The following is a 23,606-nucleotide window of genomic DNA, read 5'->3' on the forward strand; positions in this document are numbered from 1 at the left end:
TTTAAAACTAGTTTTTATACCATCTTTTGTCAACAGCCTGTAATAATGAGTATTATTTATTTTATAGTTATGGGATTAGGTTACTTTTGGTGTAATCCTAATTTAATTGAAAAATCTATATTGTTTGAGTTATTTACTAAAACAATAATTTGGTCTTTATTAAGTTATGGACTATATATTCTTCTTAAAATATTATCTAAAACAAAAATATTAAACATTCTCTTTAAAAAGGCAAAATTTATAATGACTTACCTTCCTTACATTTACTTAATTATTTTTCTTTTAGAAGCTTTTATTGGCTTAGTTATGGTCTTTATTTTCAAAGAATATAATTATGCCTATGCTTTTTTACCTATACTTACAATTATTCATGCTACAAAATTATCTCAAAACCTTATTAATAAGTTTACAACTTATTAATTATGTAAGTACATCTACCATTTTCTATATGACAATTATGACTGTATATATAAGATAGCAGCCTTTTTTATTATCGTTTACAACAAAATAATTTAAGAAAACAAGATATAAAAAAGATTCTTTCTAACTTTAGGGTAAACTTTTAAAGGAGACTTCTTATATTATTGATTAATTCAATAATATTTAAAATCTCCTATTTCTTATTTACCCATTTTTGAGTAAAAACCTTTTTTATATTCAAGTCTTTTTTATTATTTTTGTTCAATTATTTCTAATGCTTTAATAACGTCCCAACAAAAATTATCCTGATGAGCAAATTCCACAAAACGATGACGTTTAAATTGTTTCATAACATTTTTTTGAACACCTGCAAATAAAATTTTAACATTATGTTTACGACATAATTCTACCACATCAATAAACTCATGAATCCCAGAATCATCAATTGAAGGTACTCCACGCATTGAAAAAATAATGTTATTACAATCTTTAATAACTTCATTTACTTTTGTAATTATCTGTTCCTGATTACCAAAAAATAATGGACCAGCTAAATATATTACTTTAGTATTTTGGTGATCATAATTTAATTCTTTATCTAATCGTTGTGGTTCTATATCACTTGTTTCAATATCCAAATCTGAATTATTAATCACAAATAAAACCATTGAAATAAAGACCCCTATTATAATCGCTACTGTTAGATCAAAGATAACTGTTGCTAACATAGTCACTAAAAACTGTGTCATACTTGTCTTGATTCGTTTTGAAAAAAACGACTTAATTTCATGCCACTCATTCATTTTCCAAGCAGTCATTATTAAAACTCCTGCCAATGCTGATAATGGGATTTTCGACATAAATGGACCTAATACAAACATTGAAATTAGTAATGCGACAGCATGAAAAATACTAACTAAACGTGTCTGTCCCCCTGCCTTAATCGCAACACTAGTTCGAGCAATTGCTGCAGTAGCTGGTACTCCACCAAAAAATGGAATAACCATATTACCAATTCCTTGAGCCAATAGTTCCTGATCTGCATTTAACTTTTCATTTTTCATCTTTCCAGCACTAGCTCCACATAATAGTGATTCAATCATTCCTAACATTGCAATACTAAAAGCTGGAATAATTAAATTAGTTATTGTCGTTAAGTTTAAGCTGCTTAGTGATAACCGTACCTCTGGCAATAACGTTGAAGGAATCGCCCCTACTTCAGCCACTTCAAATTCAAATAATAAGTTAATAATTAATGCAATGATAATTCCTGCTAATGAAGCGGGAAATATATTTCCCCATTTTTTAGGCCAAAAAATAATAATTGCCATTACCAATATCCAAAAAAACAATGCTTCTAAATTCACATTAAATCCTAATTCTCCATAAGATAATATTTTTTGGATTGGATTACTTCCTTTAGAAGTAACCCCAAAAAAATTATCAATTTGCCCTGTAGCAATAATAATAGCAATTCCACTAGTAAATCCAGTAATCACACTTGTTGGAATAAACGAAACAATCTTTCCAAATTTAAACAATGATACAATCAACAGCATTACACCAGAAATAAAACAAGCAACAAACACTCCTTGTAAACCATATGTAGATGATAACCCAATTAAAATTGCTGACATTGCCCCAGTTGGTCCAGAAATCTGATAAGATGCACCAGATAAACCGCCAATCAACAGCCCTGCTACTATTGCAGTAATCAATCCAGCACCAGCATCAGCACCACTACTAACCCCAAATGCTAAAGCTAATGGTAGAGCAACAGCAGCTACTGTCAATCCTGCTAAAACATCTTTAATTAACTTTTGAGAATTATAGCCCTTAAACTCTTTTTTCAGACTTGAAACATAACTCTTAAACATCTACCCTCTTCTCCTTTCAAAATACTTTTTCATTATAATGATAAATATTAATAAATTAAAGGAAAAAATAAATATTTTAATGTTTTTTGTCAAATATAATTTATAAATATATAAAAAAGAAGAAATCATAGCCAAAATATTATAACAATCTTCAGTATCATACCAATTTTACTATAATTTTTGTTTATTTATACTTTAAACCTATATTTCCTTCTCACACCACTAAACTTTTCACTAAATATATTGGACTTATATATAAAATAATACAATTAATCCAAAACAAAAAACCACAACTTTTAAAATTATGTTTTTTGTAACAATGAAATAATATCACTATTATTCATAGAAAAAATATCTTGTCCATTCAATTGCTGATAACATCTAAAAAGAAGAAAAAGTAAAACAATAGGATTATCTGCAGTAATTTTAATTACTCCACTATTAACATTGCGATCTATCATTATGTCAATAAAATTAAAATTCCCTCTTTGAAATAATACTACACAACTTTCATTTAATTGAATATAATTATGTCCAAAATCTAGTTCACTTACAATTCTCACATTATAATCAACGATATGTTCTAATCGATTATAAGTAACTACCACTTGTTTTTGTAAATAATTATTAATTAATTTGATAACTGTTAATTGATCTTTATTACTCAAAAAATCTAATTTCAAATATAATTCATGTAAATCTAAACTATGTTCTTTAGGTGAAATATTCATCTTATTAAGCGTTAAAAAATCTTCATTATCTAAAATCATATTTATTTTTGCTGCTTGTACACCTTTATTAAAATATTCAGGAATACTTTCTGTAAACAATACCACATCTAAACTATTCCAATCTTCATAAAAAGGTACATCATATTTTGAAATCACTGCAATTATTTGAATCTCAAAAAGAGATTCAAGAACCATATTTAAATGTTTTTTTGCAATTTTAGAAGCCCCACTTACTAATAAAACCTTCTTTTTTTCTTTTCTCTTATGCTGATACAAACTATTAGCAAAATGTAGTTTTAATAATTCTTTATCACTCTTACGTGAAAGATCAATAAATTGTTTATTTTTTATACAAAATGTATCAATTGTCTCTTCAAGTTGAGGGTCTAAATTTATTCGATAATCTTCTATTACTTCAAATTCTAAAGAAACTTCCATTTTTTTATAACATCGTTCTAAATGACAATATAATCCCTTTAATAATGTTCCATCATTAATAAATATTTCACGATATTCTTTAGGTAATTCAATTATCAATTTATAAATATATTCAACAGCATGATGATTAAAATTAGTTACTTCAATATTATCATGATTACATATTGCAGAAATAACTGCCTTGATCTTAGCCCTATCTCTACTTCGTAATTCAATACTCATAAACTTTTCTAAACTAGTAAATATTTCTTCATAATCAAGTTCTAAAATATTTACGTTAAAATATTTTAGATTAGGAATTTCATGATTTATAAATATATACCATAGCATTAATAAAATCGTTGAGGATAACCAATAAAACTCAGAATCCTTAATCAATACATTATTTTTCTTTGCAAATTCTGATATAATCGGCATTACATTCCGAAGTTTAATTTTTGAAAAAACTTCTTGAATATAATCTTGTACTAAATACTCAATTTTTTCAAATTTATCTTTATATAAACTATATTCTAACTTTTTTAAAGCATCTAAACGAAATTCAAAAATATTCTCTTCATCACCAACAAGATAGAAATTATTAACATAAATCAAATTAATATTATATTGTTTCAATACTTCTCTTATTTCATTTAAATCATTTTTTACAGTTACTCTTGTAACATTTAATTGTTTTGATAATTTATTCAAGTTTAGTGATTTAATATTAAAAGCAATAATATTAAACAATAAGATCAACCGTTGTTCTTTAATACATTTAAATTTCTTCTCCTGAATTTTATTCAAGTCTCTAATTCTTTTTTCGTCATTAATGACAATTGTCCCTTTATTGTCAGTTTCAATTGTTGGAACTACCTGATTTGTTCCCAAAACCTCGTTAATTCTACTTATATCATATCTAACCTGCCGAAGTGATATTCCCATAGTATCTGCAATTTCCTTTAATGTCTTACAATTACTAAAAATTATTAATTCTATGATTTGATTCATCCTACTTGTAACTTCTTTTTCCATTTTTCTTTCCTCTAAATCAATAAATGTAATCGTTTCCTTAATTAGAAAATATCATATAAATATTAAAATAACAATACTTACTATATAAAAAACTTTATGATTTAACATTAAATTATTACATTATATATTGATACAATTTAATAAATAAAAATAATATATCAAAACATAATACATTAGTTCACACAAAAATAAGTGAAATCAAATAAAAACTTTTCTAGTTATGTGACTTAGTTACAGAACTTATTTTTAATTAAAACTATAATAATCTTGTAAATTAATCATAGATTAATAATTATGGAGGTAAAGTATGAAGACAAATCAAAAAATTCTTATCGTTGGTGGTGTAGCTGGCGGAGCATCAGCAGCAGCTCGTTTAAGACGTTTAGATGAATCGGCTAACATTATTATGTTTGAAAAAGATGAATATATTTCATTTGCAAATTGTGGATTACCATATTATATTGGTGGTGAAATCACTGATAAAGAAGCTTTAACATTACAAACTCCTGAAAGCTTTAATGCACGTTTTAATGTTGATGTTCGTAATTTTAATGAAGTTAAAACCATAGATTCTAAAAATAAAACTATAACTGTTTATAATCACCAAACACAAAGTGAATATCAAGAAAGTTATGACAAACTGCTTCTTTCAATGGGAGCTAAACCAATTAAACCAAACATACCTGGAATTGATTCAAATAAAGTTTTTACTCTTAGAAATATTCCTGATACTTATAAAATTAAAGAATATGTTGATATAAATAAACCTAAACATGCTACTGTTGTTGGAGGGGGCTTCATTGGAATTGAAATGGCTGAAAATTTACACTTAGCTGGAGTAAATGTGACAATTGTAGAAATGTCTAATCAAGTCATTGCCCCAATTGATTATGATATGGCTTGTGAAGTTCACCAGCATCTCATAAGTAAAGGAATCAATTTAGCTTTAAATACAACACTTCAATCAATTAATGATGATGGTAAGAATCTATCTGTCACATTAAATGATCAAATTGTTCCTACTGATATGGTAATCATGGCAATTGGTGTTACTCCTGAAACAATGATTGTTAAAGGTTCTGGTATTGCAACTAATAAACGTGGAGCAATCATTGTCAATGATAAGATGGAAACTTCTGTTACAGATATATATGCTGTGGGGGATACTATTGAAATCAAAAACTATATAACCAATAATGTTGGATATATACCACTTGCTGGTCCAGCTAATAAACAAGGGAGAATTGCTGCTGATAATATTTGTGGTTTAAATCGTCACTACCAGGGAACTCAAGGTTCTTCAATTTTAAAAGTGTTCGATTTAACTGTTGCTAGTAGTGGAATCAATGAAAAAACAGCTAAAGAATTAAAACTTGATTATGATAAGGTCTATACCTATTCTGCTAATCATGCTGGATATTATCCTGGGGCTGTTAATATGTCTATAAAAGTTCTTTTTGATAAAAAAGATGGTAAAATTTTAGGGGCTCAGATTGTTGGATATGATGGAGTTGATAAGCGTATGGATGTTTTAGCTACTGCTATTCGTGCCAAAATGACTGGTTATGATTTAACAGAATTAGAACTTTGTTATGCACCTCCATATGGTTCAGCAAAAGATCCTGTCAACATGGCTGGTTTTGTAATTGAAAATATCCTTACTAATAAAGTTAAACAGTATAATTGGGATGATGTTGCCACACTTCCACGTGATGGTAGTGTAACCCTATTAGATACTCGCAGTGAACTAGAATATGCTAATGGTCATATTGATGGCTACATTAATATTCCTTTAGATTCCTTGAGATCTCGGCTTCATGAACTTGACATAAATAAACCAGTCTATGTAACCTGCCAAATTGGTCTTCGTGGTTATATAGCATCACGGATTTTGAGTCAAAATGGTTTTGAAACTTATAATCTTAATGGTGGTTACCGTTTATATAACACTATCTTTGATCAAAATTATAATAAATCTGAAAATAATACGATAAAATCTTCTTCCCCTTTAGATGATATAAAAACAATTAAAGTCAATGCTTGTGGTCTTCAATGTCCTGGCCCAATCGTAAAATTATCAGCTACTCTAGAAACCGCTAAAGATGGTGATATTATTGAAATTCAAACTACTGATCCTGCCTTTGCTTCAGATCTTGATGGCTATTGTCGCCGTACTGGTAATGAATTAATAGAGCTAAGTTGTAACAAAGGTATTAGCAATGCCAAAATAAAAAAAGGTCAACAACCTATTTTAACAGAAGATAAAAATAATAAAAATATGATTATTTTCTCTGGCGATTTAGATAAAGCTATTGCTTCATTTATTATTGCCAATGGTGCTGCGGCAATGGGACGAAAAGTCACAATGTTCTTTACTTTTTGGGGACTTAATATTATTAGACGTCCAGAAAAAATCAAAACTAAAAAGAATTTGATTTCAAAAATGTTTGCAATGATGATGCCTCGTGGTTCAAAAAAGCTATCACTTTCTAAAATGAACATGGGTGGAATGGGTGCTAAAATGATTCGTGCTGTAATGAAAGATAAAAATATTGATAGTTTAGAAGATCTGATTAAAACCGCCCAAGATAATGGTGTTGAATTAATTGCCTGTTCAATGAGTATGGATGTAATGGGTATCAAAAATGAAGAATTGATTGATGGTGTTAAATTATCTGGTGTTGCAACTATGTTAGCTAATGGTGAAGAATCTGATATGTCTTTATTTATATAGAAAATCTGGGATTACTCCCAGATTTTTAAACTACTTCAAAGTTAACTTCTTTAATTTGGTTTCATCAATTATAGTTATTTTTCCTCGTGATAATTTAACAATTCCTTCCTGACTAAAATATTTTAACATTCGTGTAACAACCTCACGAGCTGTTGCCATATATTTAGCAATTTGCTCATGAGTTATTTTTAATTCTAGTGATTTATTATTTTTTATTTCTTCACTCAAAAAGATAGCTAATCTTTTATCAATAGACATGAATAAAATTTGCTGCATTGCCCACATCACATCTGAAAAACGATTAGTAGCCATTTTATAACCAAATGTTTCAACATAAATATTTTGCTTTGCTAGTTGTTGAAAAAGAGCTGAGGAAATAGTGATAATCTCACTATCTTCTTCAACATCAATAAATACATCAAAAGTTATTGATTCTAAGACACATGATGCTGAAAGAATACATACATCACCAGGAAACAAACGATATAATGTAATATCACGCCCATCAGGTGATAACATATAGGTTCTTAATTGACCTTTTCTAACCAAAACCACCCCTAAACAATCACCACTACCCTGATGCATTGTTACTCCTTTTAAATAATTTTTAACTATTGCATTTTGATTTAATAATTCTTTTTCAGTATCATCTAAGAGATTCCAAAATGTTAAAAACCTTGATAATTCTTTATCCATAATTTTCACCTTCTAATTAATTAATATATCTATCAAACTTAAAATATTGTTTAATTATATCTAATTTGCTTGGTGGATGTCTAGTTGCAATAAATAGCTTTACCCCCATATATATTATACATAAAAAACTAGTAAGAAGTTGATTTCTCACTAGTTTTTTAAATTATCTTTTTGGCATTTTAAATTCAATTAAAGCACGATTCAAAAAATCATTAAATGGTTTCATTATTTTAAACTGTTTTACTGCTAATTCAATAAACTTATCTCCATCAAGTAAAACTTCATCATCAATAGAATATTCTATATACCAGCTTTTATATTTTAATAACTCTGCTTGAGGGTGATCTTTATTATAACCATGTGGCACATTTTTTAATTTTTCACCTTTTAAACAATAACTTTCTTTAAAAATAGGTTCATTTAAAATATTTTCAAATTCATCTCCATGTTCAACAATATATTTTCTAATCATTTCAGTTGCCTCTTTAAACATTCCTGTGAATAATCCCCCACCTAAAAATGTTTTATTATTTGCACCTATAAACAAATAATATCCTACAGGTATTGGCAATTTACCTTTTGGCCCTAAATGAGCTCTCAAAACAGGATTGTATGGTGATTTATCATGTGAAAAACGAGTATCTCTAACTTGTTTAAAAGTTAAATCTTTTGGTTTAAGATTTAAAATAGAACTATCAAATATTCCTATTTGATTTATTAGTTCTTGGATTATATTTTCAAATTCTTTATTAACTTCAATTCGTAACTCTTTATTTTCATGATACCAGTCACGATTATTATTGTTTTCTAATTCAATTAAATAGTTATATATTTTTTGATTACTAATCATAATATTGGTCTCCTAATAATTTTTAATTTGAGCAATTTCTTTAGAATTAAGTAAATTTTTGATTATCTCTTTACTTTCAATAGATGTTTTATAATTAGGTAAACTCATAAAACTTTCTGATAATTCATCTATGTATTCCATATCTATTTTACAATTTTCTAATATTTCATGGTCAAGTTGTTTTAATTTTGAATATTCAAGATTTCTAGGATCCAAACGATGTTGCTCAATTGCATATGATACTCTTTTAATACATGAACACATTCCTCCACCTAAACCACAGTACTCACTTAAAAACTTTGCCATTTTACTACGTGCTCGTGATAATTTTTTACGATAGTTTTCAGGTGATATTTCAAATATTTCACCCGCTATTTTACTATCAATTTTAAACATCGTTCCTACAATAAAAATACATCTAGTTTCAGGATCCAAACATTGAAGCATAACATTTGTACATGACATCTTTAATTCCTCTGCTAACTGCTCTTGATTTAAGCCAAGTAACAATTCTTCATTATCACTATGACCATAACGAATATCATTGCCATAAAAATCAAAATTTAAAGGTCTCATAGCAAACATTGACTTACGATAATCAATCAAATAATTTACTGCAATTCGATATACCCAAGTTTGATAATTACTATCTTTACGAAACGAAGATAAATTTGTCATAATTTTAATTAAAATATCTTGAGTAGCATCTTCACAATCAGCTATTGTTCCTAACATTCTTAGTGAAAGATTATACACAAAATCCTGCACTTCAATTAACAATTCTTCTAAAGCTTTATTATCACCTTGTGTTGCTTTAGTAATCATCATATTTATTTCTTTTTTATCCATATATATTTCCTCCTATCTAATTAGACGTTAAAATTATATTTTGTGACATATAAATTTAAACGACCCTAAACCAGGTCGCCTATATAAAATATTCATTTTCTCGAGGATTTGCTAACTTTACACTAAACGCTTTTGCAAACTCTTGATATTTTTTATTTTTATCCATGTTTTTAGCATGTTGAGGACAAATGCGAATACACCTAAAACATGCAATACAGTTATCATCAACAGTTCTACAATCAACTTTACTTATCGCATTAACAGGACATTCCTTAGCACACATTCCACATTGATTACATAATTCATTTGTATCAGGATGATATCCCCTACCTGTAACTCTTTCTTTATATGGATATTTACCTGGTATAGAAACAAATGAAAAATTATCATCCTTTATTTTCAAACGAACTAAACTGCCAAATAATTCATCTCGATATAAATCATCTCGATTAGGACGACCAACTTGTATATGTCCATAAGTATGTTCCCCAACTAGTGCTGCTCCAGCAATAGGAATAAATCCTCTTTCCTTAATGTTATTAAATAATTCTAATAGCGCATCATCATAGTGTCTATTACCATATGTAACTGTAATAACACATGGTGTATGATTCCCATGAAACGAATTCAAACGGTCAAGTGCTTCAGGTAAAATTCTTCCTGCATATACTGGAAATCCAAAAACAACAATATCATGTCGACTAAATACTATTTCAGGAATTGAATCTTTTAATGTCAAATCTATTTCACTCAAATCCCCTTCTAATCCACGTGCAATACTAACAGCTGATTTTTTTGAAGTATAGGTTGGTGAAAAATAAATTGCATATGTACGATCAATTTTCATAACTTTTCCTCCCATATTTTTATTATAAAACTAATTTTGTACTATAATTATATCACTTATTTTTATACTATTCATTAATTAGAGACAAGTATTATAATGATCAATAATTTAAATATTTTAATTTTTGAAAATATCCACATAAATAGAGCATTTACCAACAAAATAACTAAAAAACAATTTACAACAAATGAAAGCCCCTTATATAACGATTTATACAAAAAATACAGTGATATGCAAGAACAACACTTGAAATGAAGGATTTTTTCTATACTGTTAAACACCATAATATTTTATTTTTACTTAACTTATTAACATATGGTTTATCAAAGATTTATTACATAAATAATGCTTTAATACTCTTTACAAATCACACTTTTCAAAAGCAGAAAAGAAATGACAGTATTGAAGCAGCATGATATAATGTGCATAAAAATAAATTATAATATACTAGGAGGAAAGAGGAGAATGGACAGACCTATTACAACATTATTTATGTTAATGTCTGTTGATGGCAAAATCAGCACTGGTGCATCAGATAATTTAGATGTGGATAAGGACTTTCCTAAAATTATAGGAGTTAAAGAAGGATTGCATCAATATTATGAAATAGAACAAACAACAGATTTATGGTCACTTAATTCTGGAAGAGTACAAGCCAAAATCGGTATTAATGCAGCAGGTATGCCAAATAAAACACCTGTATCTTTTGTTGTAATTGATAATAAACATTTAAAAGAACATGGTATACGTTATTTTTGTGCTTTATCAAAACAATTTGTGTTAGTTACATCCAATAAAAATCATCCAGCATTTAAAATAGAAGAAGATAATCTCCATATCATATATCAAAATGAATTATCGTTAGAAGATGTTCTTACAAAACTCAAATCAGAATATAGTTGTAAGAGAATAACTATACAAACTGGTGGTACATTAAATGGACTATTTCTTCGTGAAAAACTGATAGATTATATTGACATTGTCATAGCTCCTATATTAATTGGTGGTAAAGATACATCCACCTTAATTGATGGAAAATCTTTATTGTCAGAAAGCGAATTATCAAAATTAGGAGTATTGAAATTGCAAGAATGTGTAATTTTGGAAAACTCATATCTTAGATTACGTTATGAAGTAATTCACTGACAGCTTCTTGATTGTGTGGAAAATAAGCTTAAAATTTCTCAAACTGACAGAATAAGTCGACCACACATCTGCAATTTGGTAAGCTTGCAAACCTTATAAGCCCTATTATCTAACAAAGAGAGCACTAGAAACTATAACCTAAAAATATCACATATTTATATAGTATATTCGCATTTGTACAGGACAGTTGATTTTATATTGACTGTTCTTTTTCATATAACTAACTTTTTATACAAGAACTAAAGGAAAAGCATGAAGAATATGATGTATCACAGTCAATGCTTTCAATTGCCTGTGATACCAGTAGTAGCTTATCTAACTACCATAAAGAACAGCAAAGCAAATGCCAATGAAAAATTGAAAGAAGAAATCAGAGCGTTTCAATCCACAAAAACTGCTATTCCTGCTGATTGATTACTTGATGGCTATAAAAAGACACTCAAAAATTTATGCTGTTTTTCTGTACAAAAACATTGTTCTAATCTTTTATGTAAAATCATTTTATCATTATTACATAGTAAAAATTTTCTTAATTCAATTAAATATCATTTATATTATTAGTAAATCAGATAACTTATTATCAAATCAATAACAATTTCCCTATTATATAGAAATTCCTAATGCTAAAAAACTGAACTTTAATAATAATAAAATAAGGTTTTCCTAATTAGGGAAAACCTATTTCAAGTGATTGATTATTTCATTAATACTTTCAAAATCCGATAATATTTTATATAGTTAGTGTCTATCATATTTTACATCCAAAAAATAATTTACTAATACGATTATGCCATAGTAGTAAGATCATCTTTTATCTTATTAAATGAGACAGCTATATTCAAACCATGATCACCTATTCTTTCAAAATCAATCAATGTTTCAGTATATAAAGCACTATGTTCAACTGTACATATCTTATTACGAAGACGTTTTAATTGATTGACTGAAAATTCATGAGTAGTAACATCAATACTATTTTCAATAATATCTACTTTTTCAACAATATTATGGAGTTCTTCACGATTTAAAACATTTAATTCTTTCAATATATTACCTGTTAAATCATTCATAATTTTAATTTCATTAATAGCTTCGTCTGAAAAACTTTCACCTTCTTCATGAAGTATTTTTGCTCTTTTTGCTATATTTATTGCATGATCACCAACCCTTTCTAAATCTCCAGCTGTCTTTAAAAACAAACCAATTGATTTAGATTCCTCAATTGAAAAATCTGAAGAAATTGTATTAGTAGTAAACTGAATTATTTCTTTATTTAAATAATCAATATATTTTTCATCTTTCAATATTTTATGATGAATTTCCTCATCATAATTAACCATTAATTCAAATGATCTTTGAACATTTTTTTGTACAACACTTAACATATTTTGAGTTTCATTAAATAATTGTGTATTTGCAATAGCACTTATTCCAATACGATAATCATTAGTAAAAATGCTATTATCTAAATATTTAACTGATAATTTATCTTCAAGTCCTTCTTTTTCAGGAAGAATTTTATATGCTAACTGAACTAACCTTACACCAAATGGTAGAAGCAGTATTGTTGTTACGACATTAAACACAGTATGTACATTTGCAATTTGAGCAGGAATATTTTCAGGTGTTAATGCTTGCATCAATTGAGCAAATGGGAAAATCAAACTAATTGTTACAAAAATAATAGTTCCAATAATATTAAATGATAAATGAATAATAGTCGTTCTTTTAGCATTTCTACCTGTACCAATACTAGCTAAAACAGCTGTGATACAAGTACCAATATTTTGCCCAAATAATACATATATTGCTGATGGTAATGTAATTACACCACTTTTAGCAAGAGCTTGTAAAATTCCAACTGATGCAGAAGAACTTTGTATAATAGCAGTAAATACTGCACCTACTAAAATACCAATCAAAGGATTTTCAAAAGTACTAACAATATTAACAAACTCTGGTGAACTTCTAAGCGGTGACATAGCAGTCGACATCATTTCCATTCCCATAAACAAGATACCAAGTCCAGCAATAATAGTACCAAATGCATCTAATTTTTTACTCTTAAAAAAGACAATTAAAGCCACACCAGCAAATGCAATTACAGGTGCTAATGCAGTAATATCAATAGCAATTAATTGACCTGTAATCGTAGTTCCAATATTAGCTCCCATTATTACCCAAACAGCATTTTCTAATCTCATTAATCCTGCATTGACAAAGCCAACTGTCATAACAGTAGTAGCTGATGATGATTGGATTACAGCTGTAATTATAGCTCCAACTCCGACACCTAAAAAGCGATTAGTAGTAAGCTTTTCTAAAATACTTTTCATCTTATTTCCAGCAGCTAACTCTAAACCGTTTGACATCATTGTCATTCCATACAAGAATAATGCCAAACCACCAAACATAGTAAATAAATCAGTAAGTTTCATTTTTGTCCCCCTATTAAATGGTTTATTTTATGTCCAAGGTAAATTTAACATAAAATTTGTAGTATGCAAATACAATTAACAAACTCTTAACTTTTCTATTTTTATTTTGGATTTATTAAACTTAAATATACATTTATCTTGACATTTTAATAAAACTAACTACTATTATTTATAGACAGTTCATTTGTACCATCCTGTCTATAAACAAAACTAGGGCTATGCTTTTTTGTATTGTTTTTAAGCAGGCTTTTTAGTGAGCCTGCTTTTTTATTTTGATGGTATAGAAGGAGGAAAAATGTATTATTTAAAAACTGAACAAAGTTTTGATAGTGCCCATTTTTTACATGGATACCATGGTAAATGTGCTAATATTCATGGCCATCGTTGGAAAATTGTGGCAACTATAAAAAATGAAAAACTACTTGACGATCCCCAAAATAAGTCTATGGTAATTGATTTTGGTGATCTAAAAGCTGATCTTAAAGTAATTACTGATAATTTTGATCATGCTTTAATTATTGAAGATGGTAGTTTATCTAAAAGACTATACCAGGCATTAATTGATGAAAATTTTAAAATTATTAATTTACCATTTAGACCAACAGCAGAAAATTTAGCAAAATACATCTATGACAGACTAGCTAAAAAATACAACGTTGATTATATTGAAGTATATGAAACACCAAATAATTGCGCTAGTTATCGAGGTTAATTATGAACAAATATAAAGTTATTGAAAAATTTATTAGTATAAATGGTGAAGGTAGTCGAGCAGGTCAATTATCTGCATTTATTCGCTTTAACTATTGTAATTTAAACTGTAGTTATTGTGATACTAAATATGCAAACACAGTTGATGCTTCTTATGAATTATTAACTGAACAAGATATTTTAGATTATCTAAATGACAACAATGTTATTAATGTAACATTAACAGGTGGTGAACCTTTGATTCAAGATAATATTGATATCCTAATTAATTTATTATTAGAAAATAACTATAGTGTTGAAATTGAAACTAATGGTAGTATTGACATTAAACCTTTTATTAATAAAAAACGTCCTATTTTCACATTAGACTATAAAACACCTAGTAGTAATATGGAAAATAAAATGTATTTAAATAATTATCAATATCTCACTAAAAACGATGTTGTTAAGTTTGTTGTTGGTAACTATGATGATTTAAATAAAACTAAAGAAATAATTAATACATATGATCTAACTAATCATGCCAAAGTATATCTTAGTCCTGTCTTTGGTATGATTGAACCAAGTACAATTGTTGATTATATGATCAAACATCAAATGAATGATGTCTATATGCAATTACAAATGCATAAATTCATTTGGGATGTTAATCAAAGAGGTGTCTAAAATGATAGATACTAAAAAAATTGAAAAACATATTTATGGGATTCTTGAAGCCCTAGGAGATGATCCAAATCGTGAAGGACTAAAAGATACCCCAAAAAGAGTAGCAAAAATGTATGAAGAAGTTTTTGCTGGTATGAATTACACTAATCAACAAATTGCAGAAATGTTTAACAAAACATTTGAAGATGACTTAGACTTTGCTAATCAAGAAGTAGTTGTAATTAAAGATATAGATATTTTTAGTTACTGTGAACATCACCTTGCTTTAATGTATGACATGAAAGTTACAGTAGCCTATATCCCTTGTAATAAAGTAATTGGACTTAGCAAAATCGCAAGAATTGCTGATATGGCCGCTAGGCGCTTACAACTCCAGGAACGTATTGGAACTGATATCGCTGAAATTATTAGTTTAGTGACTGGCTCTAAAGATATAGCAGTTATTATCAAAGGCAAACATAGCTGTATGTCATCTCGTGGAATTAAAAAAGTTAATAGTACTACTATCACTAGTATTTTAACTGGTCGTTTTGAAACTGATAGTAAGTTACAAATTTATTTACGTTAGGAGAATAAAATGAAAGCATTAGTATTATTTAGTGGTGGGATAGACTCTACAACCGCCTTAGCTTTAGCAATCGACCAATACAAAAATGAAAATGTAATTGCCTTATCAATTAGTTATGGTCAAAAACACACTAAAGAAATTGAAGCAGCTAAAAAAATTGCTCAATACTACCAAGTTGAACATCTTTATCTAGATTTAGCAAAAATCTTTACATACAGTAACTGTTCACTATTACAACATTCAGATAATGAAATTCCTCATGAATCCTATGATAAACAACTAACCAAAACAGAAGGTACACCAGTTTCAACCTATGTTCCATTCAGAAATGGCTTATTTTTATCTAGTGCTGCCAGCATTGCCTTATCTAAAAACTGTAATGTTATCTACTATGGCGCCCATGGTGACGATGCTGCGGGTTGTGCTTACCCTGATTGTAGTGAAATATTTAATAATGCTATGAATCAGGCCATTTATGAAGGTAGTGGACATCAGCTAGAAATTAAAGCACCATTTGTAGAAATGACTAAAGCTGATATCATTAAAATCGGTTTATCACTGAATGTTCCATATGAATTAACATGGTCTTGTTATGAAGGAAATGAACATCCTTGTGGTAGTTGTGGTACATGCATAGATAGACAAAAAGCTTTTTTAAAAAATGGTATTAAAGATCCATTATTAGGAGAATAAAAATGAGTGAAAATTTAACTTTATTAGGTAATAAAAACACTATATATAAAGATGATTATGCCCCAGAAGTATTAGAGACATTTGATAACAAACACCTAGAAAATGATTATTTTGTGAAATTTAACTGTCCAGAATTTACAAGTCTTTGCCCAATTACTGGACAACCAGATTTTGCAACCATATATATTAGTTATGTCCCTAATAAAAAAATGATAGAAAGCAAATCATTAAAATTATATTTATTTAGTTTTAGAAATCATGGTGATTTTCATGAAGATTGTATGAATATAATTATGAAAGATTTAATTAAATTAATGGATCCTAAATATATTGAAGTTTGGGGAAAGTTTACACCTCGTGGTGGAATTTCTATTGATCCTTATTGTAATTATGGTATGCCAAATACAAAATGGGAAGAAATTGCTTTCAATCGTTTGGCTAACCATGATTTATACCCTGAAAAAATTGATAATCGCTAAAAAGGATGTTGTATATATTTAAAACATCCTTTTTTTAAATAAATTGTCCTTTAGAAAACCCTAAATAAATTATACTATTAGTTATTTCTTCATAATTAGATAAAGCTTTTTTAGAAAAAATTCTCATCAAAACAATAACATCTAAATTTCTACTTGATAAAGCATCATTATCATGATTTCCTATCAATACTACATTAGACATTGCCTTCCAATTTCCAGCTCGATAATAAAAATCCACTAAATCAGGTGCACAAGTAAATACTCCAAAATCAAGATTATCCTCCATCCATTTTGTTGCTCTTGCAACAATTTTACAACCTAATCCCTGTCCTTGAAATGATGGTAAAGTTGCTACACAACTTAATCCACCTATTTGATATAATTTGTCTTTAATAATTACTTGTAATCGAATAACTGCAGCATAACTAACAATTCTACTATCAATCATTACATAGAAGGATTGCACTACTAAATCACTATCATGTGCTTCAGAATCATTTGCACTTGGCCAAATATCTTGTAATAAATCATTAATTTGCTTTTTTATTTTTAATGATGCCTGCTGATACAAAACAGTTTCAATTTTTATCATAGCTCTAATAACAAACTAGTTAATTCAATAATCGTATCAGCAAGATAGTCAGCCCGATTTCCCTTTAACTCTTCTAAACTACCATAACCATATAATACCCCTACACAAGGTAAATCGTTTTCATGAGCTCCAATAATATCATATCTACGATCACCTACCATTATTGCTTTAGAAGCATCAATATGATTAGCTTTTAAAACATATTTAATTACATCTGCTTTTTTTTCACGTCCATTAAACTCACTGCCACCAATAAAATCAAAATATTTATCTAAATCAAAATATTCAATTATTTGTTTAGCAAACTTTTCTGGTTTTGAAGTAGCAACCAGCAAAATTTTACCAGCATCTTTTAATTTTTGTAAACATTCAGGTATCCCCTCATAAACTTTATTATCAAAAATCCCTTCAGTAGCAAAATATTCACGATATTTATTTACAGCCTCATTAGCTTTATCATCATCAAAACCATAAAACTCTTTAAATGAATCTCGTAATGGCGGTCCAATATAAGGTAACAAATCATTTAAACTATCAACATTAATACCATAATAATTTAAAGCATATCGTACTGATTTAGTAATTCCCATCATTGGATCAGTTAGTGTCCCATCTAAGTCAAATAAAATATATTTTCTTTCCATAAAAGCCTCCAATTAACTATATTTTAACTATTTATATATTCTTTAGCAAGAATATATACTCTTTTATCTGTTGATATTAATAAATGTTCTTTATCAATAATAGATACTCCCTCTATCTCTTCATCCAATTTTTTATCATTATTTAAATCAACTACTTTATTATGATTAATATCATAAAGATATAACTCTTCATTATTAAATAATACAACATAATCCAAACTACAATAAGTACCTAAAATATAGATATAATCCATTTCACACTTGTTTCCATTAATGACATTAGTAAATACTATCTTATTACCTATATCATAAATATTAACTAAAGTTCCTTCTAAAGGCACATTATCTAATGGTGTAACTGTATCCTTTAAAACATCTAATAATATTCCATCATTACCATCATATGTAATCACTGTATTTTCATCAATAAAAGTAATACAATTACTATGCATATAAGGATTAATATTAGTAACCTCATTACTATTTCCTGTTTCGATATTATAATTCACCCATGCCTGATCATTTTTATTAATTAAAATATTAATTTGATTTGGTGAAATGATAGGATTTAGTGATATATGATCATTAGTAATATATTCTAGCTCACCAGTAACTAAATCTACTTTTGCTAAATCGTATTTACGATCCATATCAATACAAACATAAATTTTATTATCAACAATTCTTGGCAATACATCAATTATACATCCTTGATAATCAAAACCTAAAATTCGATTATTGTATCTAACATATTTAAATGAATAATTCTCTCCCTCAATATTTCCTTGGTATTGATTAATTGAACATGCCACTAATTTATCATTCTCTAAAACATAAACCTCATTATAAAAATAGTTATCATCAACAACACCAATAAATCCGTCTTCAACGTACCAACTACCTTTACCTTGCTTTAAAACAATTGTATCCCCATTTATACCATCTAGCAAATCTCTTGAATCTGTAATACTAACATTATTACCAAAACATTCATTTATCCATATTCTAAATGATTCTGATAATGCATATGTAATTCCTATTGATGAAGTTGTTATTATTATAATAACTAATACCATTGCTAAAATATATTTGATTCTTATTTCTCTTTTTTTCTTAGAGATTCTAAAATCATTAGCTAGTATTGTTTCTTTCCAGATAGAAGGTGTTTTTATTTTATCAAATTCATCAAATTTATTCATAAAAATCATCTCCTAACTTTTTCTTCAATAATTTACGTCCCCGAACTAATTGGGATTTAATAGTATTTATATTCTCACTCAAAATAGCAGCAACTTCATTAATTGAATATCCCTCATAATAATATAAATACAAAACATTTCGATATTTACTTGCAAGTTTCATGACTAATGGTAAAACAACTAATTTTTCATCTTCTCTACCAATAATAATCTCATCAATATTAATATTTCTTTTCCAAAATTGTTTTTGATAATCTTTACATTCATTAATAGTCACTCTAATAAGCCATGCTTTTATATGCTCCTGATTATCAAACTTTTTTTTACAACAATAAAGCTTCATAAAAACATTTTGATAACAATCTTTAGCATCATCAATATTTTTTACATTCATAATGGCAATTCTTGTAACCATATCACTATATTGTTCTATTATCAATTCATATTCTACTCTTTCCATATTCTCATGCCTTTCCACTATTAATACGAATCAATTACATGTTTAGTTGCAAATATTTCTATTTTCTACCCTTATAAAAAATTGCCTATTAAAATAACTGTTAACATAAATAATCACTTTCTTTTTAAATACAAAATCTAACTCAAGTTTATATTTCTTTTAAAAAACTAATTAAACTTTTTTATTATTTAATATTAAAAAGCTATAACTATCTGTTTAAACTTCATAGTTATAGTCTTTGTTTAAATTTAAAATAAACTAGCTTGTAGAATTCCTGAAGATATCTTTACTGGCTGTGGTTTAATTCTTAAAATACTTTTAAAATTATCTTTACTCAACCAAAACTTCATCTGCTCATTAGTAATAATCAGTGGCATTCGCTGATGAATCAGTTTCATGCTTTCATTAGCCAAAGTAGTTATAATCGTCATTTCTATCTGATTTTCAACAACTCGATAAATTCCAGCTAATAACATAATTCTATTCTCTTTATCAATAAATTTAAATTTATGTTTATGCTGATCCCATCCATAAAAACCACTAACAGGAATAATACAACGATGATTTAAAACTTCATTCTTAAACATGACTTTTTCTAATAATGTTTCACTTCGAGCATTAATAACCAGCTTATTATCAAATGTTTTAAATCCCCACTTTGCTCTTTTTAAATCCAATCCGTTATCACAGCTTACTATAATAGGTACCTCATTGCCAGGATAATAATCTTTAGCAATTAATAATTCACGCTCAAATTCATAATCAACACATTTTTCTAATTCCATTAGTGCTTTTAATTCTAAAAAATATCGTCCACACATAAGTACTCTCCATTTTTTTAACAATATATTATTTATTATAACAAAAACAATCTATTTCATGATCATTAACTATTCCAACTGCCTGCAAATAAGAATATATTGTTACTGATCCTACAAAACTCATTCCTCTTTTTTTTAAATCATTAGAAATATCATCTGATAATTTAGAAGTTGTTTTGAAAATATTATCTATATTTTTTATAACTTTATGATTACTAAATCCCCATAGATATTTAGAAAAACTACCAAATTCATCTTGAATTTCGATAAAAATCTTTGCATTTTTTATTGCTGCATTAATTTTAAGTTTATTTCTAACTATTTCCTTATTATTTAATAGTTCTTCTATCTTTCTTTGATCATACTTAGCAATCTTAATTACATCAAAATTATCAAATGCTTTTTTAAAAGCCTCACGTTTTTTTAAAATAGTTATCCATGAAAGCCCAGCTTGAAATGTTTCCAACAAAAACATTTCATATAATTTTTTATCATCATAAACTGGAATTCCCCATTCATGATCATGATAATCTTTATATATATCTGATTTTTCATCTACCCAGCTACACCTTTTTACCATTATTTTCTCCTTCTATAAAATAATCTTATGAAACTATCTCTAATTTATCATTAATTACCCTGATTAAAAACTCACTGTTATTTTCAAACTTATTATTATTAAATGGATATGAAGGCATTATATCATTATCCATCTTAACATAAATCTCATAAATGCATCCTTCATTAATCTTAGTGTCTACAGTACATTTAGTTGAAATAATACTCTTTTTCTTATTTCTATTTCCAAAATAAGTTCCATATGTATCATAGTCATTTACATTAAAATATTCACCTATATCAAAATCTTTATTATTTGATTTTAACACCTGATTAGACTTATAAACTTTATTATTTAAAGGATTTTGATAAGCTATTTTATATGTGAAATCACTGGTTTGTGCACTATAAACTGTATTACTAATACTTAATTCCTGATAATAAATTTCATCCTTTATATCATTAATAACAATATAATTACGATATTGATCTTGTTCCTTAAACAAATAAACTTCTACTTTTGCTAATTCCTCTTTATTTTCATTGTAACTAATAAAACTCTTATGATCTAATGCATTTTCACTATCAAATATTATATTTTTGCTATCTGAATCATACTGATGATACATAGCAGCAGAAACAAATGTTATAACTAGACATAAAATAATAGTAATAAAAGAATATAGCAATCCTAATTTTAATGTACTAATTTTGATATTAGTAAATTTTAAATTATTAATTTTAAGAATATCTTTTTTTATCATTATTAATTGCCTTATTTTTAATATAAAGCACATTACTGTAATTAAAATTATGAATAATGATAATCGTAAATCCATTACATATGCGATTAAAATAGTTAAAAATTCTAATAAATAACATAAAATAAATCTTCTAACATAACGATTATTATTTAATAATTTTCTAAATCCAAAAACCATCAAAAATATTCTTACTATACCAATAAAAATAATTAAACCATTAAAATAATCACTATAAAAAGGCGTTGCACATAATACCAAATTAACCATATTAATAATTAAAAACAAGTATGCAAAATAATATGAATATTTTAATCCATCATTAATATTTTTAATAAGTCTAATTCCAGCATAAAAGAATAGCCCTGATAAAGTTATACTTATATATGATATCCATCCTACCTCAATAATAAAAAAAGAAAGAATAAAACTAGTAATTATATATTTAAATACTTTATTAATAATTATATCTGTTTCATTGTTCATAATCATCTCTCCCTATTTATTTTAATTATAACATAACTAATAATCTAATTTAATCAATAATAAATGAATATCATATTTTTTAATCAAAAATTTCAATACTAAACCCTCATAGTAAATAAATTATATAATTTCTATTAAAATATTAACTACTTATTTTACAATTTTTTTAATCGAAAATCTATTTACTTTTATAAAAAATAAATCCCTTAAAATATTTTTTATAGAGTATTTCTATAATATTACTTTAAGAGATTTTATTAATAATAAGTGTTTTTATTAAACTATTGCAATACTAGCACTAGCATAACCTACCACAGTATTAACTAGACTTAAACCACTTGCACTTGCAGTTAAAACAAGTAAAATTCTATTACCAGTTTGTACTGGAATAGATAATCCAGTCAATGTTCCTTTAGAAATTGATCCTATTGATAAAACACCTGTTAATGCTGGTGTTAAACTCACTAATGAAGAAGCTATTGCTGTAAATGTGTTATTTGGTGTAGATGATTGATACAATTGTGCATTAATCGTTACAGTAGAACCAATTAACGATAATGCTGCTGTAGTTGAAAAATAAACATTAATAGCTGTTATAGTTCCATCTCTAGGAAGAGTAAAAGCAAAGTTAGTTAAAGTTCCTGCAGGATTAGTCAAATCAATTGTATTACCTACTATAGATAATCCTTCACCTGAACTTCCAAATCCTAAATAGGCTGGTGTTCCAATTAATCCTCCAGCAATTGTTGTCAAAGTAATTGGTAATCCTGAGGCATAAGGAATAATAGAGGTACTTCCTGCTGGTCCTGTTGGTCCTGTCGCTCCATTAGCTCCTGTATTTCCAGTTGCTCCTGTTGGCCCTGTTGCTCCATCGGCTCCCGTACTTCCAGTTGCTCCTGTTGGCCCTGTTGCTCCATCGGCTCCTGTA

General features: G+C 27.3%; 23 protein-coding genes. 8 read left to right on the forward strand and 15 right to left on the reverse strand.

Annotated elements, in window-relative coordinates; translation table 11 throughout:
- Positions 1-420, forward strand: a 420-nt coding sequence (locus BMW96_RS14325) for a hypothetical protein (protein WP_335743794.1), incomplete at its 5' end; no start/stop codon positions are given.
- Between the two features lie 251 nt (positions 421-671).
- Here the strand turns inward: BMW96_RS14325 and BMW96_RS06970 are convergent.
- Positions 672-2,297 carry a SulP family inorganic anion transporter gene (locus tag BMW96_RS06970; protein WP_092353877.1) on the reverse strand — a complete coding sequence of 542 codons (1,626 nt, stop codon included), beginning with the start codon at positions 2,295-2,297 and terminating at the stop codon, positions 672-674.
- A 302-nt stretch (positions 2,298-2,599) separates the two neighbouring features.
- Positions 2,600-4,480 (reverse strand): BglG family transcription antiterminator, encoded by a 1,881-nt coding sequence (locus tag BMW96_RS06975; RefSeq protein WP_092353880.1) that lies wholly within the window; start codon positions 4,478-4,480, stop codon positions 2,600-2,602.
- A 307-nt stretch (positions 4,481-4,787) separates the two neighbouring features.
- Between BMW96_RS06975 and BMW96_RS06980 the strand changes: the two genes are divergently transcribed.
- Positions 4,788-7,214 (forward strand): CoA-disulfide reductase, encoded by a 2,427-nt coding sequence (locus BMW96_RS06980; RefSeq protein ID WP_092353882.1) that lies wholly within the window; start codon positions 4,788-4,790, stop codon positions 7,212-7,214.
- Positions 7,215-7,244: 30 nt separating this feature from the next.
- On the opposite strand, the gene BMW96_RS06985 is transcribed toward BMW96_RS06980, so the two are convergent.
- From BMW96_RS06985 to BMW96_RS07000, 4 genes are all read right to left on the reverse strand, one after another.
- Positions 7,245-7,910 (reverse strand): Crp/Fnr family transcriptional regulator, encoded by a 666-nt coding sequence (locus tag BMW96_RS06985; RefSeq protein ID WP_177165824.1) that lies wholly within the window; start codon positions 7,908-7,910, stop codon positions 7,245-7,247.
- Positions 7,911-8,073: 163 nt separating this feature from the next.
- Positions 8,074-8,760 (reverse strand): DUF2461 domain-containing protein, encoded by a 687-nt coding sequence (locus BMW96_RS06990; RefSeq protein ID WP_092353884.1) that lies wholly within the window; start codon positions 8,758-8,760, stop codon positions 8,074-8,076.
- Positions 8,761-8,772: 12 nt separating this feature from the next.
- Positions 8,773-9,609 carry an RNA polymerase sigma factor gene (locus tag BMW96_RS06995; RefSeq protein WP_092353886.1) on the reverse strand — a complete coding sequence of 279 codons (837 nt, stop codon included), beginning with the start codon at positions 9,607-9,609 and terminating at the stop codon, positions 8,773-8,775.
- A gap of 79 nt (positions 9,610-9,688) precedes the next feature.
- Positions 9,689-10,456 (reverse strand): 4Fe-4S binding protein, encoded by a 768-nt coding sequence (locus tag BMW96_RS07000; RefSeq protein WP_092353888.1) that lies wholly within the window; start codon positions 10,454-10,456, stop codon positions 9,689-9,691.
- Positions 10,457-10,921: 465 nt separating this feature from the next.
- Between BMW96_RS07000 and BMW96_RS07005 the strand changes: the two genes are divergently transcribed.
- The gene (locus BMW96_RS07005) at positions 10,922-11,602 is read left to right on the forward strand and encodes a dihydrofolate reductase family protein (protein ID WP_092353890.1); all 681 of its coding nucleotides are present in this window, start codon (positions 10,922-10,924) and stop codon (positions 11,600-11,602) included.
- A gap of 785 nt (positions 11,603-12,387) precedes the next feature.
- Here the strand turns inward: BMW96_RS07005 and BMW96_RS07010 are convergent.
- Positions 12,388-14,040 carry a Na/Pi cotransporter family protein gene (locus BMW96_RS07010; protein WP_092353892.1) on the reverse strand — a complete coding sequence of 551 codons (1,653 nt, stop codon included), beginning with the start codon at positions 14,038-14,040 and terminating at the stop codon, positions 12,388-12,390.
- A gap of 295 nt (positions 14,041-14,335) precedes the next feature.
- Between BMW96_RS07010 and queD the strand changes: the two genes are divergently transcribed.
- From queD to queF, 5 genes are read left to right on the forward strand one after another with little or no spacing between them, the layout of a single operon-like run.
- Positions 14,336-14,752 carry a 6-carboxytetrahydropterin synthase QueD gene (queD, locus tag BMW96_RS07015; RefSeq protein ID WP_092353894.1) on the forward strand — a complete coding sequence of 139 codons (417 nt, stop codon included), beginning with the start codon at positions 14,336-14,338 and terminating at the stop codon, positions 14,750-14,752.
- A 2-nt stretch (positions 14,753-14,754) separates the two neighbouring features.
- Positions 14,755-15,417, forward strand: coding sequence for a putative 7-carboxy-7-deazaguanine synthase QueE (gene queE / locus BMW96_RS07020; protein WP_092353896.1), 663 nt, complete (start codon positions 14,755-14,757; stop codon positions 15,415-15,417).
- A gap of 1 nt (position 15,418) precedes the next feature.
- Positions 15,419-15,985, forward strand: a complete 567-nt coding sequence (gene folE / locus BMW96_RS07025) for a GTP cyclohydrolase I FolE (protein WP_092353898.1) — start codon at positions 15,419-15,421, stop codon at positions 15,983-15,985.
- A gap of 9 nt (positions 15,986-15,994) precedes the next feature.
- Positions 15,995-16,678: a 7-cyano-7-deazaguanine synthase QueC gene (gene queC / locus BMW96_RS07030; protein WP_092353900.1), complete on the forward strand. Its 684-nt coding sequence runs from the start codon at positions 15,995-15,997 to the stop codon at positions 16,676-16,678.
- 2 nt (positions 16,679-16,680) lie between these two features.
- A complete protein-coding gene (gene queF / locus BMW96_RS07035; RefSeq protein ID WP_092353902.1) occupies positions 16,681-17,157 on the forward strand; it encodes a preQ(1) synthase in 477 nt (158 codons plus the stop codon).
- Positions 17,158-17,191: 34 nt separating this feature from the next.
- Here the strand turns inward: queF and BMW96_RS07040 are convergent, their stop codons facing one another.
- The 8 genes from BMW96_RS07040 to BMW96_RS07075 form a co-directional block, all read right to left on the reverse strand.
- Complete coding sequence (locus BMW96_RS07040; RefSeq protein ID WP_092353904.1) at positions 17,192-17,749, reverse strand: GNAT family N-acetyltransferase; 558 nt, start codon at positions 17,747-17,749, stop codon at positions 17,192-17,194.
- Positions 17,746-18,393, reverse strand: a complete 648-nt coding sequence (locus tag BMW96_RS07045; RefSeq protein WP_092353906.1) for an HAD-IA family hydrolase — start codon at positions 18,391-18,393, stop codon at positions 17,746-17,748. The genes BMW96_RS07040 and BMW96_RS07045 overlap by 4 nt, the downstream gene beginning before the upstream one ends.
- Positions 18,394-18,416: 23 nt before the next feature.
- Positions 18,417-19,592 carry a hypothetical protein gene (locus BMW96_RS07050; protein ID WP_092353908.1) on the reverse strand — a complete coding sequence of 392 codons (1,176 nt, stop codon included), beginning with the start codon at positions 19,590-19,592 and terminating at the stop codon, positions 18,417-18,419.
- A complete protein-coding gene (locus BMW96_RS07055; RefSeq protein ID WP_092353910.1) occupies positions 19,585-20,052 on the reverse strand; it encodes an RNA polymerase sigma factor in 468 nt (155 codons plus the stop codon). Before BMW96_RS07055 ends, BMW96_RS07050 begins: the two co-directional genes overlap by 8 nt.
- A 248-nt stretch (positions 20,053-20,300) precedes the next feature.
- Entirely contained in the window at positions 20,301-20,873 is a 573-nt protein-coding gene (locus BMW96_RS07060; RefSeq protein ID WP_092353912.1) for an SOS response-associated peptidase, read from the reverse strand.
- A gap of 28 nt (positions 20,874-20,901) precedes the next feature.
- Positions 20,902-21,453, reverse strand: a complete 552-nt coding sequence (locus tag BMW96_RS07065; protein WP_092353914.1) for a DNA-3-methyladenine glycosylase I — start codon at positions 21,451-21,453, stop codon at positions 20,902-20,904.
- A gap of 25 nt (positions 21,454-21,478) precedes the next feature.
- Positions 21,479-22,678, reverse strand: coding sequence for a hypothetical protein (locus tag BMW96_RS07070; protein ID WP_092353916.1), 1,200 nt, complete (start codon positions 22,676-22,678; stop codon positions 21,479-21,481).
- A gap of 276 nt (positions 22,679-22,954) precedes the next feature.
- Positions 22,955-23,606, reverse strand: a 652-nt coding sequence (locus BMW96_RS07075; RefSeq protein ID WP_272481904.1) for an exosporium glycoprotein BclB-related protein, incomplete at its 5' end; no start/stop codon positions are given.

The sequence above is a fragment of the Thomasclavelia cocleata genome, assembly GCF_900102365.1.
Classification (GTDB): domain Bacteria; phylum Bacillota_I; class Bacilli_A; order Erysipelotrichales; family Coprobacillaceae; genus Thomasclavelia; species Thomasclavelia cocleata.